This window comes from Xanthobacter sp. DMC12 (genome assembly GCF_056314105.1).
This window is the reverse complement of record NZ_JBQUYZ010000004.1, coordinates 109,267-132,311: the sequence shown is the minus strand read 5'-3', so window position 1 is coordinate 132,311 and position 23,045 is coordinate 109,267. Positions and strand designations below refer to the sequence as shown.

Below are 23,045 nucleotides of genomic sequence, written 5' to 3'. Positions count from 1 at the left end.
ACCTCAGGCTCTCTCGCCCATCAGCAGGGCGAAGGGCCAGGGCGTGTTGGTGGCGAGATCGGCCGTGGACGGCACGGGCTCGGAAAGGCCGGGCAACGCGAACCGCCAGCGGAACCCGTCCGGCAGCTTTATCCCCTGCCACGCGGTCGGTTGGAGACCGCCGGCCGGCGTCACCTGCTCGAACGTCCGCACCGGGCTGGCGACCAGCAGTGCTTTTCCTCCGCTGGTGCGCAGGAAGCCGACCATCGGCAGCGCGCTGCCCACCTCCAGCGGCACATACTCCCCGCGAAACAGCTCCGGCGCCTCCGCGCGCAGGCGGAGCAGCGTGCGGATGAGGTGCTGCTTGCGGGCATCGGCGCCCGCGCGCGGCGCATCGAGCGCGGCACGGCGACGGGTGAAATCCACCGGGCGTCGGTTGTCCGGGTCCACCAGCGACAGGTCGAGGAATTCCGTGCCCTGATAGAGGTCCGGAATGCCGGGGGCGGTGAGCTTGAGCAGCGTCGCCACCAGCCCCTTCGCCTCCGCCGCCGGGCGGAGGAGATCGACGAAGCGGGACATTTCCCGCCGCATGTCCTCCCCCTCCGGCGCGGTGAGGATGAAGCGGGCGAGGCCGTGCGCCTGCGCCTCGAAGTCCTCGTCCGGCCGGTCCCAGGAGGTCACGCGCTTGGCCTCGCGCAGCGCCTTCATCTGCCAGCCTTCGACGCGGGCGAGGAAACCTTCCATGCCGGAAGCATCGTCCGGCCAGGCGCCCACCAACGTCTCGATGAGCATGATGCGGTCGGCGACATCCACGGACGGCGCCTGCGCCTTCAGCGCGTCCAGCCAGCGGTCGAGGAGGGCGATCCACAGGTCCGCGCATTCGGAGAGGATGGAGAGGCGGGCGCGCACGTCCTCGCCGCGCTTGTGGTCGTGGGTGGCGCTCGCCAGCATGGCGGCGGGCCAGCCGGCCGCGCGCGCCTCGGCGGTCCGGTGCCAGTCGGCGACGCTGCCGCCGCCGGTGGAGGGGTTGGAGCCCACCTCGTTGCGGGAGAGCAGCGGGCCGTAGCGGTAGAAGGCCGTATCCTCCACCGACTTCGCGGCCACCGGGGAGGACAATTGCTCGAACCGGGTGATGGCGGCCCGCCGCGGGTCGGCGTGGGGCGCGTCCGCCGTGAGGGGGCCAAGCCAGTCGGCGATGCGGTCGAGGTGCCATTCATCGCTGGGGAAGCCGCTCCCGCGCGCCGCCGCGATGGCCGCGTGAAGCGCTTCCACCCCGGTCTCGCCCGTCCCGGCGGCATAGGAGCGATAGCGGGGGAAATGGACGAGGATTTCGATGAGGCAGCGCCGGAGCGCCGGTCGCGGCCTGTCGCGGTCGGCGAAATCGGCGGTGGCGAGGGCGGCGAGGGCATCCACCGCGCTCTCCAGCGGTGCCGTGAAGGACCGGGCGATGATCTCGCGCCGCGCCGGCTCTTCCTCGGCGGAGAAGGCGGCGGGGCGGCCGCTGCGGGCGGCCCAGTGGGTCGCGAGGCGCGCGAAGCCGTCTGCGTCATGGAGGAGACGGCTCACCTCCTCCATGAAGTCGTAGCCGGTGGTGCCGTCCACCTCCCAGCCGACATGGAGGCTTTCGCCCGTCGCGAGGATCTTCTCCACCACCAGCCACGCCCGCCCGCGCAGCGGCTCGGGCCTGTCGGCCTCGCGCGCCGAAAGCTCTGCCCGAAGACGCCGGCAATAGGCGCCGGGGTCGGCGAGGCCGTCCACATGGTCCACGCGCAGGCCGTCGATGAGGCCTTGGGCGTAAAGGTCCAGCACCTTCGCATGGGTGCGCTCGAACACGCCGGGGGCGTCGGCCCGCAGGGCGGCAAGTTCCGTTACGTCGAAGAAGCGGCGCCAGTTGATGGCGTCGGGCGCCGTCCGCCAGAAGGCGAGCCGGTAGTTCTGGCGCTCCAGCAGCGCATGGAGATGCCGGGCGGTGTCCTCCCCGGCAGGCGTTGCGGCGGCGGGGTCAGCCTCAAGCGCCGCGGCATCCTCGGGGCGCAGCGGAAAGAGGTGGTGGAAGTAGCGCACCGCCCGCCCGGCCTCGGCATCGCGCACCAGCTTCAGGTCGCCGCCCGCCAGCACCTCGTGATAGGGCGCGCCGAGGAAGGGCGCCAGCAGCCGTCCTTCGCCGGCCTCGAAGTCGATGTCGAACATGGCCGCGAAGGGACTCTCCCGCCCGTTGCGCAGCACGTCCAGCCAATAGGGGTTCTCGTCACCGCCGACGCCCATATGGTTGGGCACGATATCCACCACCAGCCCCATGTCGTGGCCCCGCAGCGCGGCGACGAGACGCTTGAGACCCTCCTCGCCGCCGAGTTCGGGATTGACGAGGGCGGGGTCCACCACGTCGTAGCAATGGGTGGAGCCCGCTCGCGCCTTCAGGATGGGCGAGGCATAGACGTGGCTGATGCCGAGGTCGGCCAGATAGGGCACCAGGGCGGCACCGTCATCGAAGGTGAAACCCTTGTGGAACTGCAGGCGATAGGTGGCGCGGGGGATGGCGGAGGTCATTGCTCGGCGGCCCCTTCGCCGCGGGTGCTCTGGAGGAGGGAGAGGCGGGCCTTCACTTTCGGCGCGGCGAGGAGGTCGCCGGCCGGGGCGGCCATGCGGCGGCGCCAGTTGGGGTGCTCGTCCACGGTGCCGGGGAGGTTGGGGCTTTCGTCGAGGCCGAGGAGGTCTTCCAGCGGGATGATCGCGAGGTCGCACGCGCTTTGCGCCACATAGGCGATGGCGGCATCCACGGCGTCCGACCCATCGGCGAGGGTCGGCGCGATGCCCGTCTCGGCCGCCGCCGCCGCGAAGGCCGTGCGTTCGCCGTCGCGGGCGGTGAGGGCTTCGGCGGCCACGTCGCAGGCGGCGATGCGGGCGCGCCAGTGGAGGTCGCGGCCCGCCCACCAGCCGGCGATGGTGGGCAGATCGTGGGTGGAGGTCATTCCCGCCGCCTCCCGCTGCCACGCCTCCGGCGGCAGGAAGCCGCCGTCCGTGTCGCGCTCGAACGGCAGCACGCGCATGCCGAGGATGCCGCGCGCCGTCATCTCCTCGCGCAGACCTGCCGGCACCGTGCCCAGATCCTCGCCGATGGCGATGGCTCCATGGGCATGGGCCTCGATGGCGACGAGGCGCAGGAGGTCTTCCAGCGGATAGGTGAGATAGGCGCCTTCACCCGCGCCCGCGCCATCGGGCACCAGCCAGAGCCGCCGCAGGCCAAGGATGTGGTCGATGCGCACCCCGCCGGCATGGCGCAATGCCGCGCGGATAGCAGCGAGGAACGGCTCGAAATTCAACGCCGCCAGCGCTGTGGGCGAGATGGCGGTGAGGCCCCAGTTCTGCCCGGCCACATTGATGAGGTCCGGCGGCGCACCGATGGCGAGGCCGGCGAGGAGGTCGCCCGGCCGGCTCCACGCCTGGCTGCCGGTGGGATCGAGCCCCACGGCGAGGTCGGCGATGAGGCCGATGCCCATGCCGGCCGCCCGCGCGCGGGCTTGGGCATCGGCGAGGCTGCGGGCAGCGAGCCATTGCAGGAAGAGATGGAAGCGCACCTCCCCCACCTGCGCCGCCGCGAAGTCCGCGACGGCGGGGCTTTCGGGATCGCGCAGCGGGGCCGGCCATCTGCGCCAATCGGGGCCGTGGCCCTCCGCAATCATGGCGGCGTGCAGCGCCTCGAACAATGCATGGCGGGCGAGGTCATCGCCGGGATGGGCGGCGAAGGCGGCAAAGCCCGCGGCGGCCTCGGGGGCGCTGTCCAGCGTCTCGAACAGATGGCGCAGGTGGGCGAGCTTGCGGCGCGCCGCGCGTGGCCAGTCGATGAAGGGGGCGGCGTCCTCGTCCCCCCCTGCGATCGCCTCCGGAGGGAACAGCGTGGCGGGGTCAGCGAGGAGGGGGTTGAGCGCCAGCCGGCTGGAGGGCGCATAGGGGCTGAAGCGCTCGGGTGCGGCCGAAAACAGCGCGTGCAGCGGGCTCAGCGCCACCGCGTGCGCGCCAAAGCCGGCGAGCCGCTCGGCCAGCGCCGCGACGGCGCCGAGATGGCCGATGCCGCCATCGCCCGCCTGCCGCAGCCCATAGACCTGCGCCGCCACGCCGAAGGCCCGCGCGCGGCCGGTGCGCTCCGCCACCGAGGGCGCGTGGCGGGGCGCCACGGCGAGGCGCAGGCTCTCCCCGCCGATGCGCAGCACGTGGTAGCCGGGCTCTTCGGGCGCGGTGAAGACAGAGCCCTCCCGATGCGGTCGCAGGATGAGGCAGCGGGGCGTCTCCCCCTCCAGCTCGACCGGGACGGAGGGCACGATGCCCGGCAGCACCACCTCGCGGCCGGCATCGGCGGTCATCAGGCCGGGCAGCCCCTGTGGCGCCTGAAGCGCGGCGAGGGAGCGGGTGATGTCGGCGGCCGTGTCGCAGGGATGGCCGAGGGCGGTGAGCACGCGCTCCAGCGTTTCCACCGGCACGCGGTGGGGCCGGTCGAACGCGTCCGCCCATTCGATGGAGACGCCGGCCGCACGGGCCAGCGCCTCGATGGGCGAGGAATCGGGGCGGCGGCGCGCAGTCATGCCTCTGCGCCTTCAAGGAAAGCGAGGGTGGCGCGGGGCGGGATGGCGGAATCGTCCACCGCGCCGCTCGACACGATGAGGTGCAGAGCGGCGGGCAGGTCGGCCGGGCAGGGCTCCGCGCCGAAATTGGCAGCGAGGGTGAGCACAGCGCCGTCCTCCATGCGCCAGCGGGCGATGACCGCCTGATCGGAGACGGCCTGCGCGCCGAGGTTCATCGCGCCCTTCAGGCGCGGCACCACATGCGCGTGGCGGGCGGCGATCATGTCCTCGACGAAAGCCTCCCAGTCCTCGGCATCCGGCGGCGGCACGGGGATGGAGGCGGCGAAGGTCGCCTCGGCGTTGGGGTCGGGGATGGTGGCGCGGCGCGCGGGGTCGGCGAAGGCCGCGAAGCGCTGGAACTCCGCGCGGCGTCCCTCGCGCACGAGGTCGGCCAGCCCTTCGGCATGGTCGGTGAAGAAGAGGAAGGGCGTGCGCGCGCCGATCTCCTCGCCCATGAACAGCATGGGGATCTGGGGGCTGAGCAGCACCAGCGCCAGCGCCGCGCGCACGCCATCGGGATCGGCCAGCGCGAGGAGCCGCTCGCCGAAGGCGCGGTTGCCGATCTGGTCGTGGTTCTGGACGAACGACACGAAGGCGGTCGGCGGCAGATGGCCGCTCGGCGTGCCGCGTGGCCGGCCGAGGTTCGCCGCCTCCTCGCCCTGATAGGCGAAGCCTTCGGAGAGGCAGCGGGCGAGGCGGCGGGCGGGGGCGTCGGCGAAGTCGCCGTAATAGGCCTCCCGCTCGCCGGTCAGCAGCACGTGGAGGCAATGGTGGATGTCGTCGTTCCACTGGGCATCGAACGGGCGGGGCAAGAGGGCCACGTCGTTGTGCTCGTTCTCCAGCACCAGATGCACGGGACGCTCCGCCGGGAGGCGGGCGCGGATGGCGCGGCCGAGGGCGGCGAGGGCTTCCGGCGGCAGGATGGCGTGGACCGCATCGAGCCGCAGTCCGTCGAAGCGGAACTCCTCGATCCACATCAGCGCGTTTTCGAGGAAGAAGCGGCTCACCTCCGGCCGGTCGAAGGCCACGGCCGGCCCCCACGGGGTCGTCTGCTCCGGGTGGAAGAAGTCCGGCGCGTAGAGGCCGAGATAATTCCCGTCCGGGCCGAAGTGGTTGTAGACCACATCGAGCAGCATCATCACGCCATGGGCATGGGCGGTGTCGACGAGCGCTTTCAGGTCTTCCGGCGTGCCGTAGGCGGCGGCGGGGGCGAAGGGCAGCACGCCGTCATAGCCCCAATTGCGCGCGCCGGGGAAGGCCGCGATGGGCATCAGCTCCACGGCCGTGATGCCGAGGGCCGCCCAGGCGGGGATCTTCTCCGCCACGCCCGCAAATCCGCCGCAGAGGCCAGCGTGGACTTCGAGGATCACCGCTTCGTGCCACGGCCGCCCGGCCCAGTCCGTGCGCCAGCGATAGGCGGCGGGATCGGTGACGAGGCTGAAGCCGTGGACATCCTGCGCCTGCGCCCGCGAGGCGGGGTCGGGAAAGGCCGTGCCGTCCGGAAGGCGGAAGCGGTAGCGCGTGCCCGGCCCCACCGGCGCCTCGACCGCGAACCACCCGCCCCCGCGCGGCGCCAGCGCAAGCCGCACGCCGGTGGAAAGCTCCAGCTCGATGGCGTCAGCTCCCGGTGCCCAGAGGCGGAAGAGCGTGCCGTTGGACGTGAGGAGCGGGCCGAAGGCGGTCGTCGTGTCGTGCCGCGTTCCGCTCATGCACCGCCTCCGGCGATGCGCCCGCGCAGCAGCACGAGGGACTGGGGCGCCACCTCCACCTCCTCGCCTTCCACCAGCATTTCCGGCGCGCCGGGATTGGCGCTGTCGATCATCAGGATGACCGGCGTCGGCGGCGGAATGCGGAAGCTGCGCGGCTCCTGCGTCGCGTTCAGCATCAGCGTCATCACGCAGATGGTGCTGTCGTCGCCGTGGGCCGCCCGGCGCAGGGTGAGCAGGCGCGCCTCCGCCGCGTTCCAGTCGTCCGGGGAGGGGGTTTGCGCCTTCTCGTCGAACCAGGCGATGTCGGTGATGCCGGGCGCCAGCTCCCGGTCGCCATAGAGGAAGGAGCGGCAGCGCAGCAGAGGGTAATCGTGCCGCGCCTTGGCGAGGGCGGCGACGAAATCCGCAAGGATCTGCCCGTCGGGGCCCTCCAGCAGCGACCAGTCGATCCAGGAGGTCTCGTTGTCCTGGCAATAGGCGTTGTTGTTGCCGTTCTGCGTGCGGCCGAATTCATCGCCGGCGAGCAGCATGGGCGTGCCCAGCGCGAGGTAGACCGTGGCCAGCATGGCCCGCTCCAGCCGCGCCCGGCGCTCGCGGATCTCGGGATCGTCGGTCGGCCCCTCGGCGCCCCAGTTGGCGGAATAGTTCTCCGAGTGGCCGTCGCGATTGTCCTCGCCATTGGCCTCGTTGTGGCGCTCGGCGTAGGAGACGATGTCCTTCAGCGTGAAGCCGTCGTGGGAGGCGATGAAGTTCACCGACGCCCACGGCCGCCGGGCGCGACGGTCGAAGATGTCGCCGGAGCCCGAGAGCCGTGCGGCAAGCTCCGCCCGCTGGCCCGCATCGCCGCGCCAGAAGCGGCGCACCGTGTCGCGGAAGCGGTCGTTCCACTCGGCGAAGCCGGGCGGGTGGTGGCCGAGCTGGTAGCCGCCGGGGCCGATGTCCCATGGCTCGGAAATCAGCTTCACGCGGGAGAGCACCGGGTCCTGCCGCAGCACGTCGAAGAAGCCCGAGCCGGGGTCGAACCCGTACTCCTCGCGGCCGAGGGTGACGCCGAGATCGAAGCGGAAGCCGTCGATGCGATAGTGGGTCACCCAGTAGCGCAGCGAATCCATCACCATCTGCAGCACGCGCGGGTGCGAGAGGTTCAGCGTGTTGCCGGTGCCGGTGTCGTTGATGCAGTAGCGCGGCTCGTCCTTTACCAGCCGGTAGTAGGAGCGGTTGTCGAGCCCGCGGAAGCTCAGGGTGGGGCCGAGCTCGCTGCCCTCGGCGGTGTGGTTGTAGACCACGTCGAGGATCACCTCGAGCCCCGCCGCGTGCAGCCGGCGGATGGCCACCTTGAACTCGTTGCGGTCGCCGGCGGACAGATAGCGCGGCTCGGGCGCGAAGAAGGAGAGGGTGTTGTAGCCCCAGTAGTTCCTGAGGCCCTGCGAGACGAGATAGCGGTCCTGCACGAAGCCGTGGACGGGCAGCAGCTCTACCGCCGTCACCCCCATGCGCTTCACATGCTCGATGAAGGCGGGGTGGGCGAGGGCGGCAAAGGTGCCGCGCTGGTGGGGCAGCACATCGTCGCGCAGCATGGAGAGGCCGCGCACATGGGCCTCGTAGATCACCGTGTCGGACCACGGCGTTTGCGGCGGGCGGTCGTCGCCCCAGGAGAAGCTGTCGTCCACCAGCACGGCCTTTGGCATGGCCACCGCGCTGTCGCGCCGGTCATAGGAGAGGTCGCCGCGCCCGGAGGCGACGCGATAGCCGAACAGCGCATCCGACCACTGCACCTGCCCCGCGACCTGGCGGGCATAGGGGTCCAGCAGCAGCTTGTGCGGGTTGAAGCGGTGGCCCTCTTCCGGCTCGTAGCGGCCATGGGCACGGAAGCCGTAGAGGAGGCCGAGATGGGCGTTGGGCAGATAGCCGTGCCACACCTCGTCGGTGCATTCCGGCAGCGGCATCCGCGCGATTTCCCGCCGGCCGGAGGGATCGAAAAGGCAGAGGTCGATGCCGTCCGCATTGGCGGAGAAGACGGCGAAATTCGCCCCCAGCCCGTCCCACGTCGCGCCGAGCGGATAGGGTTGTCCGCTTTCGAGCCGCTCCGGCTTCGCCATTACTTGTCTCCCGTATGTACGAAGAGGAGGGTGGACAGGGGGGGAAGGGTGAGTTCGAGGCTCTGGCCTTCGCCGTGGGCGGGCGCGTCCCGGGTTTCGACGCCGCCGTAATTGCCCATGCCGGAGCCGCCATAGAGGGGCGCATCCGAGTTCAGCACCTCGCGCCAGCGCCCGGCATGGGGCACGCCGATGCGGTAGCCCTGCCGCGGCACCGGCGTGAGGTTGATGACGGCCAGAACGGGCGCGGCATCGGGCGCGAGGCGCAGGAAGGCGAGGACGCTGTTCTCCGCATCGTCGCCCACGATCCAGCGGAAGCCTTCCGGCCGGTCATCGAGCGCATGCAGCGCCGGCAGCTCGCGATAGGCGCGGTTGAGGTCGCGCACGAGGCTCTGGATGCCGCGATGGGCGGGATCGTCCAGAAGGAACCAGTCGATCTCCCGGTCGTGGCTCCACTCGCGCTCCTGCCCGATCTCCCCGCCCATGAACAGCAGCTTCTTGCCGGGATGGGTCCACATGAGGCCGAGCAGGGCGCGCAGGTTCGCCCGTTTCTGCCAGGTGTCGCCCGGCATCTTGCCGATGAGCGAGCCCTTCCCGTGCACCACCTCGTCGTGGGAGAGGGGCAGCACGAAGCGCTCGGAGAAGGCGTAGACGAGGGAGAAGGTGAGCTCGCCGTGGTGGTGCCGGCGGTAGATGGGCTCGCGCGCCATGTAATGGAGCGTGTCGTGCATCCAGCCCATGTTCCATTTGTAGGAGAAGCCGAGGCCGCCCTCTTCGCTGGGCCGGCTCACGCCCGGCCATGCGGTGGATTCTTCGGCGAGCGTGATTGCGCCCGGGCAGCGCTCGGCCACCACCGCGTTGAGGTGGCGCAGGAAGTCCACGGATTCCAGATTCTCCCTCCCGCCGAAGCGGTTGGGTATCCATTCGCCGGCCTTTCGGCTGTAGTCGCGGTAGAGCATGGAGGCGACCGCATCCACGCGCAGCCCGTCCACGTGGAAATGCTCCAGCCAGTGCATCGCTGAGGCGATGAGGAAGCCCGCCACCTCGCGCCGGCCGAGATTGTAGATCAGCGTGTTCCAGTCCTGATGGAAGCCCTCGCGCGGGTCGGCGTGCTCATAGAGCGCGGTGCCGTCGAAATGGGCGAGGCCGTGGGCATCGGACGGGAAATGCGCCGGCACGAAATCGATGATGACGCCGATGTCCTCCCGGTGGCAGGCATCCACGAAGGCGGCGAAATCCTCCGGCTCGCCGAAGCGGCGGGAGGGCGCGAACAGGCCGAGGGGCTGATAGCCCCAGGAGCCGGAGAAGGGATGCTCCGTCACCGGCAGCAGCTCCACATGGGTGAAGCCGAGATCCTTCACATAGGGCACGAGGCGTTCCGCCAGCCCGAGCCAAGACAGCGGTTCGCCGGTGGCCGGATCGCGCAGCCAGGAGCCGGCGTGCACCTCGTAGATGCTGATGGGCGCCGAGGGTGCGTTCCGCGCGGCGCGCGCCGCCATGAAGGCCTCGTTCCGCCAGCGGTGGGTGCGGGTGGAAGGCACCACCGAGGCGGTCTCAGGCGGCAGTTGCGTCGCCCGCGCCACCGGGTCCGCCTTCAGCGGCAGCAGGGCGCCGTCTGGCCCGACGATCTCGTATTTATAGTGCGCACCTGGCCCGACGCGGGGAATGAAGATCTCGAAAACCCCGCTGGCGCCGCGCCGACGCATGGCGTGGCGGCGGCCGTCCCAGCTGTTGAAGTCGCCCACCACGCTCACGCGCCGCGCATTGGGCGCCCAGACAGCAAAGCGCGTGCCCGCAACCCCCTCCACCGTCACCGGCGCGGCACCGAGCGCATCCGTGAGGCGGAAGTGGCGGCCCTCAGAGAAGAGATGCAGATCGAGGTCGCCCAACAAGAGGCCGAAGGCGTAGGGGTCTTCGGTGTCTTCCGTCGCCTCGGCCCAGCGGATGGAGAGCGTATAGGCGCCTTCCGGCACCGGGCCGCAGAACAGCCCCTCGATGGGACCCTGCTCCAGAAACAGCGCCTGCGCGCTCCCCTGCGGCCCCGCGGTCGGGCGAACGGCTACCGCCTGCGCCCCCGGCACGAACACCCGCACGAAGCGGCCGTGCGGCCCCTCGTGCGGCCCGAGCACGGCGAAGGGGTCTTCCAGCCGCCCGTGTGCGAGCTGATCGAGAACGGCGGGATCGAGCGGCGGCACGCGGCTCGTCTGGGTGGGAGTCCTCTCCACGCGGTTCATGCGCGGGCGTCCGCGTCGAGGTCGGCGACGAGGCGGGCGAGGCTGCCGAGGGCGATGGGGAGCCAGTCCGGCCGGTTGTCCATTTCGTAGGTCACCTCATAGGCCGCCTTCTCAAGAAGGAAGAGGCGGAGCAGAGCGTCGTTGCGGGTCGCTTCCGGGCCGCTTTCGTCGAGCCCCGCGCCCTTTCGGTAGGCGGCAAGCAGGGTCTGCGGCACGCGCGCCTGGAAGAGATCGGCGATGCGGCCGAAATTGACGTCTCCCGCCGCCTGGGAGGGCCGACGCCGCGCGCGCACCGCATAGTCCAGCGAGCGCAGGATGCCGGCCACGTCGCGCCAGCCGCTGTCCTTGGCGCGGCGGGCGTCCACGGGCAGAGCGGGCTCGCCCTCGAAATCGATGATGACCGCATCGCCCTGCGCCACCAGCACCTGCCCGAGATGGAAATCGCCGTGGATGCGGTGGAGGAGGGCGCCTTCACCCGCCGCGATGAGGCGATCGATCTCGGCGGCGATGGCCGCGCGCCGGTCGAGGATGCAGGCGGCCTTCTCGCGGTCGCGCTCTGCCAGCGTGTCGAGCCGGTCAGCAAGGCCCTTCAGCGCGGCGTCCATGCGCCCGCCGATGCGGCTGCGCCACGCCTCCAGCGCCTTGCGGCCGGCGGGCTCCGGCGCGAAGGCGGTGTCGTCCGTCTCGGCGGCGAGCAGCCTATGCATCTCGCCGAGATGCAGGCCGAGGCGCTCGGCAAAGCCCAGATAGGGAGCGAGGAGGTCGTCCTGCTGGATGCCCTCGTGGCCAACCTCATCAGCGGCGCGCTGGAGGAAGGAGAGGGTGAAGGTCCAGGCATCGCCCTCGCCCGCCACATAGGCCTGCAGCACGGCGAGCACCTGCGGCGCGCCACCCTCCGGCTCGTGGACGATCTCGCCGAGGAGCGTCGCGGTGTTGGCGAAGCCGCGCTCGGTGAGCGCGCGGCTCATCTCCGCCTCGGGGTGAACACCGGGCGTGATGCGGCGGAACAACTTGAGAATGGCCGTGTCGCCATAGATGAGCGAGGAATTCGACTGTTCCGCCGAAAGGAACCGCACCGGGGCGCCTTCGGGCATGGCGGCGCGCGCGAAGGCTTCCGTCTTGCGGAAAACGATGCGGCCGTGGGAACTGGGCACCTCACCGTCGCGGCCAATCAGGTCCATCACATCGGCGGCGAATTCGGGCAGCGCGAACGCATCGGTGAGATAGCCGGTGCGCCGCCCGCGGCGCACGCGGGCCAGGGCGAGCTGCTGGGGCAGGGACTGGCCCGCCTCGTCGTCCCACGAAATGCCGACGGGGATCTGGTAGAGGTCCGTTCCGCCGGCGCGTTTGGTTTCCACCATCACGAAGGCGCGCTCGCGCTTCTTGCCGAGACGCGCGGTCATGGCGATGCGTGCGGACTGGAGGGCTTCCCCCTTGCCGGCGTACCAGCGCCTCTTGGGCAGATAGGCCGGCAGAACGTCGGCCTCGAAGCTCTTGCGGTGGGCGGCGGTGATCATCTCTTCCGGCGCCCCCTTCAGCACGAAGGTGAGATATTCGGGCATGGCCTCGGGTGCCGGGGTGTGCCAGTCCGGCGATTGCGCGTCGGTGGCGAGGAGAAACCAGTAGAAGCCGTAGGGCGGCAACGTGAGCAGATAGGTGAGCTGGCCGATGGGCGGGAAGGGCGAGGAGCCGAGCAGTTCCAGCGGAATGCGGCCGGCAAATTCCGAGAGGTCCAGCTCCACCGCCTGCGGCGAGCGGGAAAGGTTCGCGACGCACAAAAGCGTCTCGCCCTGGTGCTCGCGCAGATAGGCGAAGACTTTTCGGTTCTTCGGATAGAGAAAGCGCAGCGTGCCGCGGCCGAAGGCCGGATGGGCGCGGCGCACGGAGAGGAGCTTGCGCGTCCAGTTCAGCAGCGAGTGGGTGTCGCGGCTCTGCGCCTCCACATTGATGGCCTGGAAGCCGTAGAGCGGGTCCTGGATGGGCGGCAGGACGAGGCTCGCGGGGTCGGCCTTGGAGAAGCCGCCGTTCCTGTCCGGCGACCATTGCATGGGCGTGCGCACGCCGTCGCGATCGCCGAGGAAGATATTGTCGCCCATGCCGATTTCGTCGCCGTAATACATCACCGGCGTGCCGGGCATGGAGAGAAGAAGCGACTTCATCAGCTCCACACGGCGGCGGTCGCGCTGGAGCAGGGGGGCGAGGCGGCGGCGGATGCCGAGATTGATGCGCGCGCGCCGGTCGGCGGCGTAGAAGTTCCAGAGGTAGTCGCGCTCGCTGTCGGTGACCATCTCCAGCGTCAGCTCGTCATGATTGCGCAGGAAGATGGCCCACTGGCAATTGGCCGGAATATCCGGCGTCTGACGCATGATGTCGGTGATGGGAAAGCGGTCTTCCTGCGCAATCGCCATGTACATGCGCGGCATGAGCGGGAAATGGAACGCCATGTGGCATTCATCGCCCTCGCCGAAATACTGCTGGGTGTCCTCCGGCCACATGTTTGCCTCGGCGAGCAGCAGACGGCCGGGATAGGCGGCGTCCAGCTCCGCGCGGATGGTCTTCAGGATGGCGTGGGTCTCGGGCAGATTCTCGTTGGAGGTGCCCTCGCGCTCCACCAGATAGGGCACGGCGTCGAGCCGGAGGCCATCCACGCCGAGGTCCAGCCAGAAGCGCATCACGCCCAGAACCGCCTTCAGCACGGCGGGATTGTCGAAGTTGAGATCCGGCTGGTGGGAATAGAAGCGGTGCCAGAAATAGGCGCCGGCCACCGGATCCCACGTCCAGTTCGACTTCTCGGTGTCGAGGAAGATGATGCGCGTGCCGGCATAGGCCTGGTCATTGTCCGACCAGACATAGAAGTTTCGATGCGCCGAACCGGGCTTCGCCTGCCGCGCGCGCTGGAACCAGGGGTGCTGGTCGCTGGTGTGGTTGATGACCAACTCGGTGATGACCCGCATCCCGCGCGCATGGGCCTCGCGGATGAAGCGGCGCGCGTCGGCCATGGTGCCGTAATCGGGATGGACGTTCTTGTATTCGGAGATATCGTAGCCGTCATCGCGGCGCGGAGAGGGGTAGAAGGGCAGGAGCCAGATGCAGGTGACGCCGAGGCTCGCGATGTAATCGAGCTTCGAGATCAGCCCCGCGAAGTCGCCGATGCCGTCGTCATTGGCATCGAAGAAGGACTTCACATGCAGCTGGTAAATCACCGCGTCCTTGTACCAGAGCGCGTCGTCTTCGGTGGTGGAGGCCGGCGCGGAAGAGGTGGGGGCGGAATGGACGTTCATGCGGCGCCTCCCACGGGACGGATGCGCCAGATGGCGTAGGGCAATTCGGCCGGATCGAGGTGGAGGGTCTGCATCTTGCCGGTCCAGGTGAAACGGGTGTCGCGCACCAGATCATCGACCTCCACGGACGCATGGTCGGGCAGGCCGAATTCCCACAAAGGCACTTCGAAGGCGGCGGTGCGGGGGGCGTGGGGATCAAGGCTCACCGCCACGAGCACCATCTCGTCCTCGCCGGGCAGGCGCTTGCCGAAGTAGAGAATCTGCTCGTCGAAGGCGTTGTAGAAGGTGACGTTCAGGTGGGATTGCAGCGCCGGGTGGGCGCGGCGGATGGCGTTGAGCCGCGTGATTTCGGCGACGATGTTGCCGGGGCGTGAGTAATCGCGCGGACGGATCTCGTATTTCTCGCTGTCGAGATATTCTTCTTTCCCCGGCACCGGCTCCGCCTCGCACAGCTCGAAGCCGGAATAGAGACCCCACAGCCCCGACAGCATGGACGCCAGCGCGGCGCGGATGAGGAAGCCGGGACGGCCGGAGCGCTGGAGGAAATAGGGGTTGATGTCCGGCGTGTTGACGAAGAAGTGCGGGCGGTAGATGTCCCGCGCCGGCGCGCGGTTCAGCTCTTCCAGATACTCCCGCAGCTCGGCCTTGGTGTTGCGCCAGGTGAAGTAGGTATAGGACTGGGAGAAGCCGACCTTGCCCAGCCGATACATCAGCTTCGGCCGCGTGAAGGCCTCGGCGAGGAAGATCACGCCAGGGTCGCGGCTGCGGATGTCGGCGATCAGCCACTCCCAGAAGGGGAAGGGCTTTGTGTGTGGATTGTCCACCCGGAAGATGCGCACGCCGAGGCGCACCCACCCCTCCACCACGTCGCGCAAGGCCAGCCACAGTTCCGGTACCGCGCCCTTCGCGTAGAAATCGACGTTGACGATGTCTTCGTATTTCTTGGGCGGGTTCTCGGCGTAGCGGATGCTGCCGTCCGGCCGCCACTGGAACCAGTCGGGGTGCGCCTTCAGCCAGGGATGGTCGGGCGAGCACTGGATGGCGAAATCGAGCGCGATCTCCAGCCCCTCGTCCCGCGCCGCCGCGACAAGGGCGCGAAAGTCTTCAAACGTGCCAAGCTCGGGGTGGATCGCCTCATGCCCGCCGGCCTCGGTGCCGATGGCATAGGGGCTACCGGGATCGTTCGGCCCCGCATTCAGCGCATTATTGCGGCCCTTGCGATGGGTGCGACCGATGGGATGGATGGGCGGGAAATAGAGCACGTCGAAGCCCATGTCCCGGATCGCCGGCAGCCGGCCGATCACGTCGCGCAGCGTGCCGTGGCGGGCGGCGTCGTCGGTGACGGAGCGGGGAAACAGCTCGTACCAGCTCGCGAATTGGGCGGCCTCCCGGTCGCTCTCGATGAGGTAGCGCTGAGCCGCTCCAGCCGCGAAGGCGCGCGGGTCGGCCTCGGCCATGGCCGTGGCCAGGGCAGGGGACAGCAGCGCCTCCACGGCGGCCGCTTCGCTCCCCTTCAGGCGCTTGAGGTGATCGCGGATCATGGCGCGCGCGCCCTTCGGCGCGGTCTGCTGCGCGGCTTCGAGCAAGGCGCGCCCTTCGGCGACCTCGACGGCCAGCGGCTGCCCGGCCTCGCGCTTCTTGCCGAGGTCGCGGCGGAAGGTGCCGAAATGGTCCCACCAGGCCTCGATGAGGAATTCGTGGCGGCCCACGCGCAGCAGGGGAAAGCGCGCCTGCCAGCGGTCGTTCACGGTGGGCACCAGCGGCGCGCGCTGCCACGTCGTCTCGTCCATGGCGCGCCAGCGCAGCTCGGCGGCGATCTTTTCGTGGCCATCGGTGAAGATGTCCGCCTCCACCGTCACCACATCGCCCACGCTGCGCTTCACCGCGAAGCGGCCGCCGTCCACGCTCGGCGTCACCCGCTCGATGGCGATGCGCGGCGCGGCGGTGAAGGGCGCCACAGCCGGGCCGGGCGCGCGGATGGGCGCTGTCGGGGAAAGGTCCATGGCGGCAGTGCCGCCGGGCGGCAGGTCGTCGGCGATGGGGCCGGCAAGCGCGAGGCCAAGGCGCGCCGCCGCTTCCCGCGCGCTCAGGGGCGCGGGGTGCGAGAGGTCGGCGTTGAAGGCGATGAGCCGCGTGCCGCGCGGGCCATCGGCCGCCACCAGCGTCACCCGCGCGCCGGGCGCCGTGAGCTGGCGCAGGCGGCGAACGTCGACGGGCTCGGCATTGAGGGCGGCGATCGCGGCCGAGAGGTCGAAGCCGAGAGCGGTCTCCGCCTCGTCCCCGTCCATGAAGGGCGTGCGCGCGCCGTGCTCGAAGCCCATGGGCATCAGCCAGCCATCGGCGAGCTGCGTGGCGGCCAGGGCCAGACGATGGCGCGCCTCGGCGGTGGCATCCGGCCCGCGCGTGGCAAGGCGGGGGCCGAACGGGTCGTCACAGAAGGCGATCAGACGGGCGTGGGGGCGGAGGGCGTTGAATTCCTCCACCAGCCAGGGCGCGCGGCCGTCCCACCAGGCAGCCGAGGCGGTGACGAAATCGAAGGCGGCGGCAAGCTCTCGTACCTCGTCGCGCGGTAGCCCCGGCGTCCAGCCGAGGGCGAGAAGCCCGGCGGCCCGCGCCGGGCCGAGAAGGCGCCGCCACACCTCGGCCGGGAGCGCCCCGGGCTCGTGGCAGCGCACCCCTCGCACGCCGGCGCGCCGCCAGCGGTCGAGATGCCCGGCCCAGAAATCCGCGAAGCGGGCGACGGCGTCGTCGTCTGCCAGCGCCACGGTGTTGCCGGCGGCGCCGGGCGAGACCCGCGGGTCTGCCGCGTGTGCCCCGCCGCTCCAGCAGCCCGGCAGCGCGGCCGGAAGGTCGCCATCACCCGCGCGGGTGCAGGCGAGGTCGATGAACAAGGAAAGGCCATGCGCCGCCGCCACATCGGCGAGATCGCGGAACGCCGCCTCGGGCGTCTGTCCGCCGAGCGGCGCGGCGAGTGTGTCGAGGGTGCGGGTGGCGAACCAGCTGTGCGGCTCCACCGGAAAGGGCCAGCCGAGGAGCAGCGTGTCGAACCCGAGCGCCGCGATCCGGGAGAGGAGCGCGTCCAGCCCCGTGCCGGTCGGCAGCGCGCGGGGTGGCACGTGATAGAGCCGGGGCCGCCGCGCATCCGACACCGGCGGCATCCGCCCGACTTCGCCCTCCATCGCCTGCCGATGCACGTCTTGCCCTCACCGATACCGTTGCCTGCGGGGAGACAATGTTTCGGGCGGTGGGGGGTTCCCCCGGCCGTGAAGAATGCTGGTGAAGCGTTGGCGGGACCTTGGGCAGATTTATTGCTCTACGTAACTCTAGGTTAACCATGATGGGAAATTCTGGGATCACCCGAAACGGCTGCTTCGCTGTCGCCGACCGGCCCCGCTGCAGCGGGCCGGGCGCGCATGCGGACGTGTGTCGCAATTCTGGTGCGGCGCCAGGGGGGCGTCGGGGATCGGGAGGGAGGACACGCGCATGTTCGGCGCCACGCACAAGCTCAAGTCCGGCCGGGCTGACATGGGCGCCCATCGGCGCGCGCCCCACATGCGGGCGCTTCTCTCCGGATCGGCGCTGGCCACGGTTCTCGCAGGGCTGATGCCGGCAACGGCCGCCTACGGCGCCTGCGTCACCTCGGGGCCGGTCGGCAACCCCACGGCGCTGGACTGCTCCGGCGCGAGCACGGCCGCGGCGGTGCTGACCGACAATACCATCACTGTCACCACCGCGGACGACACGAGCATCACGGCAGCTTTGCCCATCTCGGTCATCGTGGGCTCCGGCCTCGGCGGCGGCGACATCGTGCTGAACAACATCGGCGGCAGCTTCACGGCGACCACCGACGGCATCTCGCTGATTTCGAGCGGCGCCATCTCGCAGGCGGCCGGCACCGGCATCGGTGCCACGGTGACGGCGGACAGCTATGCCCTCACGCTTCTGCCTGCCACCGACGCCAGCGTGCGGGTGCTGGCGGGCGCGAGCCTCAGCGGCGGGGCGAGCGGCGTGCTCGCCTCCACCACCGGCAATATCGACATCGCGGCCGAAGGCGGCACTTTCAAGGGCACGACTTCGGACGGCCTCACCCTCATCGCCGTCGGCAACATCACGGTGAACGATTTCGCCGGCAGCGCCACCGGCGGCCAGAATGGCCTGTTCGCCCAGTCGGTCAACGGCACCATCACCATCGACCGCTTCACCGGCAGTGCCGATGGCACCGGTGCCAACGGCGTGTTCGCACAGGTGACCGGAACGGGCGACATCAACATCCGCAACTTCAGCGGCAGCGCGACGGCGGGCCAGAACGCCATCTTCGCCCAGGCCAATGCCGGCACCGTCGATCTCTCCGGTTTCAGCGGCACGGCGGGCAGCACCAGTGCCAACGGCATCTTCGCCCAGGTGGTCACCACCGGGGACATCTCGCTGAAGACCTTCAGCGGCAGCGCCACGGGCAGCCAGAACGGCATTGTCGCCTTCGCCACCTCCGGCGCCATCGATGCCTCCGGCTTCAGCGGCACGGTAAAGGGCACGGCCGGCAGCGGCCTCCTGCTCTCGACCACCACCGGCGCCATCACCGCCGACAATTTCGCGGCCGGCGCGGGCAGCGGGCCGTTCCTCACCGGCGGCGCAGCCGGCCTTCAGGCGCTGTCCACCTCGGGCGCCATCAGCATCCAGAATTTCGGCTCCAGCGCCCAGGGCGGGCAATACGGCATCTTCGCCCAGACCGGGGCGGGGAGCGTCAATTTCTCCGGCTTCTCCGGAACCGCGACGGGCACCAGCGACTACGGCGTCTATGGCCGCACCACCAGCGGCGCCATCACCGCCGACAATTTCACCGGCGGCAGCGCGGGGGCGCCCAACATCATCGGCGGTGCGAACGGGCTGATGCTGCTCACCGACACCGGCGGCATCAGCGTCAAGAATTTCGCCGCCAGCGCCTCGGGTGGGCAGTACGGCATCTTCGCGCAGGCGGGCACCAGCGGCGACATCACCGTGTCCGGCTTCTCCGGCACGGCGACGGGCGGCACCGGTGCGGGCGTGTTCGCCCGCACGCTGGGCGGCAGCGTGACGGCGGACAATTTCAGCGGCAAGGCCTCGGGCGGGCAGTACGGCGCCTTCTTCAATGCCACCGGGGGCGATCTCTCCATCCAGAACTTCTCCGGCACGGCGAAATCCACTGCGGCGGGCGGGTTCGGCCTCTATGGCGAGGCCACCGGCACCATCACCCTCACCACGTCAGGCAGCGCTTCCATCGAGGGCACGGCGGACGGCGTGTTCCTGAAGCAGATGGGCGGCAAGGTCTCCGTGAACCTCGGCGGCACCACCGAGGTGAAGGGCTCCAGCGTCGGCCTGCGCGTGTCGTCGGATGCGGCGAGCACCGGCGATATCGTGGTTGAAACCAAAACCGGCACCTCCGTGTCGGGCGCGGTGGGCGGCATCCGCATCGACAAGACCGGCACATCAGGCAATGTGGAGGTGACGACCGCCGGCACCGTCACCAGCAGCGGCGGCGCGGCCATCGCCGCCGTCTCCTCGGTGGAGGGGACGACGCAGACCAAGATCGGCGTCACCGGCGCCGTGACGGGCAATGTCGGCGGCATCGTCGCCGACGCCACCAGCACCAAGGGCAACGCCACCACGATCATCACCACCGACGCCACCGTGAAGGGCGGCACCGGCACGGCGGTGAAGGGGTTCGCGACCTCGGAGAAGGGCGACGCCCTGAGCAGCTTCACCCTGCGCGGCGCCATCACCGACAGCGCCAGCGGCGCCGACGCTTCGGCCACCGCGGCCGGCACGGCGACCACCGAGGTGAAGGTGGAGAATGCCATCACCGTCTCCGGCTTCGGCGTGCGCGCCGTCTCCACCGGCGCCAGCGGTTCCGCGACCGTGACGACGAGCGCGAACGGCGCCATCACCTCCGGCGCGCAGGGCATCGACGCCAGCGCCACCGGCACCGGCATGAGCGTCACCGTCACCACGGACGGCATCGTGAAGGCGGGCGGCGCCGGCATCCTCGCCGCGCTCACCGGCGACAATGGAACGGTCAACGTCACCACCAACGCCAAGGTCACGGCGGGCGCCACCGGCATCGATGCCGGCCTCTCGGGCGCCGGGGGCACGGTGACGGTCAAGAACACGGCGGAGATCGAGGCGACGGGCTCCGGCATCCTCGCCCTCAACACCGGCGGCGCCACCACGGTCACGGTGGCCGGGAAGATCACCGCGGGTGGCAGCTACGGCGTCGGCGCGACCTCCGGCGGGACGGGCGCGGCCCGGGTCGACGTGGGCGCGGACATCAGCAGCGCCGGCACCGGCGTCGTCGCGCAGACCGCCGGCACCGGCGCCGTGACGGTGACCCTGGCGGACGGCATCCGCGTGCTCTCCGGCGGCACGGGCGTCCAGACGCTGGCGGGCGGCGGCGGTGCTGCTACCGTCACCCTCGGCACCGGCGCGCGCATCTATGGCGACACGGGGCAGGTCGGCACCGGCAACGGCATCCGTGCCGACGGGACGGGCACGGTCGCGGTGGGTATCGGCGCCTTCAGCGTGGTGTCCGGCTCGGGCGCCTCCGCGGACGAGGCGGTGATCCGCGTGTCGAGCGGCACCGGTACCACCATCGACATCGGCAACGGGTCGCTCGTCAGCTCCTGGGCTTACGCGGCCAATGACGACCTCGCCACCGCCGCGGGCCGCATGGCGATCCGTGCGGATGCAGGCTCCACCACCGTCACCAACAAGGGCACCGTGATCGGCCGGGTGAGCTTCTCCGACGGCAACGACACCTTCAACAACCTCAGCTCCAACACCTGGGTCACGGTGGGCGTCAACAGCTTCGGCGGCGGCACCGACCAGGTGAACAACACCGGCCTCACCGTCACCGCCCTCAACGGCGCGCAGGGCGAGACCACCACGTTCACGGGCCTCGAAACCTTCGTCAACGGCAGCACCGTCTCGACCGACGCCGGCCTCCTCACCATGATCGACGAGAAGCCGGGCCAGACCGCCTATAACGGCACCCGCGACGTGACCTATGTGAGCGGCGTGTTCGTGGGGCAGGGCAACAGCCGCCTCGGCATAGATGCCTATCTCGGAGGCCCCGGCTCCACCGCCGACAAGCTGGTGGTGGGCGGCCTCGACGCCAACGGCAACCTTCTCCCCGCCGGCACGGTGGCGACGCAGGGCCAGACCGCCATCGTCATCAACGACGTGAGCGGCAGCGCCGGCGGCTACAATCCCAAGGGCATGATGGTGGTGGAGGTGGTGAACCCCAATGCCGTCTCCTACGGCAAGTACGGCACCCAGGAGGCGAGCTTCGTCATCTCCTCCGAGTCGGCCGGCTACGATCCGCGCTTCGGCGGCGTCATCGACAAGGGCGTGTTCTTCTACGACCTCGTGACCCGCGGCAACGACACCTATCTCGTCGGCGTGCCCGACCGGGAGGCCTATGAGCTGCCGCGCCTCGTCACCGGCGCGCAGAGCATCTGGTACGAGACCAGCGGCGGCTGGCTGGACCGGCAGGCCGACCTGCGCACCTATCTCGACGGCGGCACCGGCGCCACCGTCGGCCGGACCCCCAACGCCGGCCAGCAGAGCGTCACGCCCGGTGTCTGGGCGAAGGCGGTCGGCAGCTGGGGCCTGCGCAATTCCACCACCACCGCCACGGTGCCGGGCGCCGCCTACACCTACGACATGGGCTACTCGCAGGACACCTACGGCTTCATCGCCGGCGCCGACTTCGGCAAGACGAACCTGTCCGCGTCCGGCAGGGATGCGGTGATGTTCGGCGTGATGGGCGGCTACGTCACCTCCCAGCTCGGCTTCGATGCCTCGCCGACCTCCGCCAGCTATTCCGGCGGCACGGTGGGCGCCTATGCCACCTACCTCAACCGCAACTGGTTCGTGGACGGCCTGTTCAAGGCCGACATCCTCTCCATGGACTACACCGCGCCGACCCTCGGCGGGGCCGCGGCCTACGGCCAGAGCGCGCGGGCGACCAGCCTCGGCTTCACCCTCGACACCGGATACCGGGCGAAGCTCGGCGCCACCGGCTTCTTCGAGCCCATCGCCACGCTGAGCTACGTCTCCACCCGCATCAACAACGTGTTCCTGGTGCAGGGCACGTCGGCCGACTTCGGCAGCAACGACAGCCTGAGGGTGGGCATCGGCGCCCGCGTGGGCGGGCCGGTCTACGACAATTCCTCCCTGCGGATCGAGGCCAACCTGAATGCCCGGCTCTGGTACGAATTCCTCGGGGACAATGCGGTGACCATCTACAATCCCGGCCTGCCGCTCACCGTCGCCGACGACTTCAACGGTGCCTTCGGCGAGATCGGCGGTGGCTTCAACGTGTTCGCCAAGAGCAGCGGCTGGAACGGCTTCACCACCGCCAGCCTCAAGTTCGGCGACGGCTATGCGGCGGCCAACGCCCGCGGCGGCGTGCGCTACCAGTGGTAGCGTGCCGCCCCGCCCGGAGGGCCGGCTGAATGAACCGATGGCGCAGCCTGGGCTCCCGCGCCTGATCTGAAGGGATACGTCATGCGCGCTGCCGGAGCCGTCCTGGTGCTGGGGTGTCTGCTTGTGCCGGTCGCGTCGGCGCAGGCCGATGACTGCCAGAGCGTGGCGGACGCCTATGATCGCCTCAGCAAGGCCCCGGCCTACCGGCAGGCGACCTCGCTGGGCGGCACGCTGCTCATGGAATCCGTGATCGTCGGCGACGACATGTACGTCAAGCACGGCGCCAAATGGACGAAGCTGCCGCTTGGACCCGGCGGGCGCGTGCAGATGCAGAAGAGCGTTATCCCCGGCGCATCCAGCCTGAAGGACTGCCGGCGCGTGGGCGCGGAGACGTTCCAGGGCAGGAACGCGGTGGTCTATGACTACACGCCCCCGCCCATGCCCGGGGCCGGCGCGCTGGATCCTCAGCGGGTCTGGATCGCGGTAGACAGCGGCCTGCCGATCCGCATGACCTCCCAGCAGCAGAAGACGGAAGTCGTCATCAGCTTCGACAACGTGGTCGCGCCCACCCCCTGAGCCCATCCGTCCGGTCGCTTCCGCGCGCCCTCACCTGTGGGGCGGAGGGGTGGCGTACCTCCTTGAGTTCACAGATTTTTCAGGGTCGAGCGAA

9 protein-coding genes are annotated in these 23,045 nt (G+C 70.2%); 2 read left to right on the top strand and 7 right to left on the bottom strand.

Annotated features, from left to right (window positions below; translation table 11 throughout):
- Window positions 1–3: 3 nt before the first annotated feature.
- Genes treY through ACT535_RS16095 form a run of 7 tightly spaced genes read right to left on the bottom strand, consistent with a single transcriptional unit; the run spans window position 4 to window position 17,109 of the window.
- A complete protein-coding gene (gene treY / locus ACT535_RS16125; protein ID WP_476365191.1) occupies window positions 4–2,526 on the bottom strand; it encodes a malto-oligosyltrehalose synthase in 2,523 nt (840 codons plus the stop codon).
- A complete protein-coding gene (gene malQ, locus ACT535_RS16120; protein ID WP_476365190.1) occupies window positions 2,523–4,556 on the bottom strand; it encodes a 4-alpha-glucanotransferase in 2,034 nt (677 codons plus the stop codon). The genes treY and malQ overlap by 4 nt, the downstream gene beginning before the upstream one ends.
- Window positions 4,553–6,304, bottom strand: a complete 1,752-nt coding sequence (gene treZ / locus ACT535_RS16115) for a malto-oligosyltrehalose trehalohydrolase (RefSeq protein WP_476365189.1) — start codon at window positions 6,302–6,304, stop codon at window positions 4,553–4,555. The genes malQ and treZ overlap by 4 nt, the downstream gene beginning before the upstream one ends.
- Window positions 6,301–8,403: a glycogen debranching protein GlgX gene (glgX, locus tag ACT535_RS16110; protein WP_476365188.1), complete on the bottom strand. Its 2,103-nt coding sequence runs from the start codon at window positions 8,401–8,403 to the stop codon at window positions 6,301–6,303. Before glgX ends, treZ begins: the two co-directional genes overlap by 4 nt.
- Window positions 8,403–10,634 (bottom strand): 1,4-alpha-glucan branching protein GlgB, encoded by a 2,232-nt coding sequence (glgB, locus tag ACT535_RS16105; RefSeq protein WP_476365187.1) that lies wholly within the window; start codon window positions 10,632–10,634, stop codon window positions 8,403–8,405. The genes glgX and glgB overlap by 1 nt, the downstream gene beginning before the upstream one ends.
- Window positions 10,631–13,915 (bottom strand): maltose alpha-D-glucosyltransferase, encoded by a 3,285-nt coding sequence (gene treS / locus ACT535_RS16100; protein WP_476365186.1) that lies wholly within the window; start codon window positions 13,913–13,915, stop codon window positions 10,631–10,633. The genes glgB and treS overlap by 4 nt, the downstream gene beginning before the upstream one ends.
- A complete protein-coding gene (locus ACT535_RS16095; RefSeq protein WP_476365185.1) occupies window positions 13,912–17,109 on the bottom strand; it encodes an alpha-1,4-glucan--maltose-1-phosphate maltosyltransferase in 3,198 nt (1,065 codons plus the stop codon). Before ACT535_RS16095 ends, treS begins: the two co-directional genes overlap by 4 nt.
- Window positions 17,110–17,398: 289 nt before the next feature.
- Here ACT535_RS16095 and ACT535_RS16090 point away from each other — a divergent pair, with 289 nt between their 5' ends.
- Together ACT535_RS16090 and ACT535_RS16085 are read left to right on the top strand one after the other, a co-directional pair.
- A complete protein-coding gene (locus ACT535_RS16090) occupies window positions 17,399–22,375 on the top strand; it encodes a beta strand repeat-containing protein (protein ID WP_476365184.1) in 4,977 nt (1,658 codons plus the stop codon).
- 81 nt (window positions 22,376–22,456) lie between these two features.
- Window positions 22,457–22,951, top strand: a complete 495-nt coding sequence (locus ACT535_RS16085) for a LolA-like protein (RefSeq protein ID WP_476365183.1) — start codon at window positions 22,457–22,459, stop codon at window positions 22,949–22,951.
- Window positions 22,952–23,045 lie beyond the last annotated feature (94 nt).

Coding starts and splice junctions, on each gene's coding strand:
- treY (WP_476365191.1), bottom strand. CDS start 2,526: ATGACCTCCGCCATCCCCCGCGCCACCTATCGCCTGCAGTTCCACAAG.
- malQ (WP_476365190.1), bottom strand. CDS start 4,556: ATGACTGCGCGCCGCCGCCCCGATTCCTCGCCCATCGAGGCGCTGGCC.
- treZ (WP_476365189.1), bottom strand. CDS start 6,304: ATGAGCGGAACGCGGCACGACACGACGACCGCCTTCGGCCCGCTCCTC.
- glgX (WP_476365188.1), bottom strand. CDS start 8,403: ATGGCGAAGCCGGAGCGGCTCGAAAGCGGACAACCCTATCCGCTCGGC.
- glgB (WP_476365187.1), bottom strand. CDS start 10,634: ATGAACCGCGTGGAGAGGACTCCCACCCAGACGAGCCGCGTGCCGCCG.
- treS (WP_476365186.1), bottom strand. CDS start 13,915: ATGAACGTCCATTCCGCCCCCACCTCTTCCGCGCCGGCCTCCACCACC.
- ACT535_RS16090 (WP_476365184.1), top strand. CDS start 17,399: ATGTTCGGCGCCACGCACAAGCTCAAGTCCGGCCGGGCTGACATGGGC.
- ACT535_RS16085 (WP_476365183.1), top strand. CDS start 22,457: ATGCGCGCTGCCGGAGCCGTCCTGGTGCTGGGGTGTCTGCTTGTGCCG.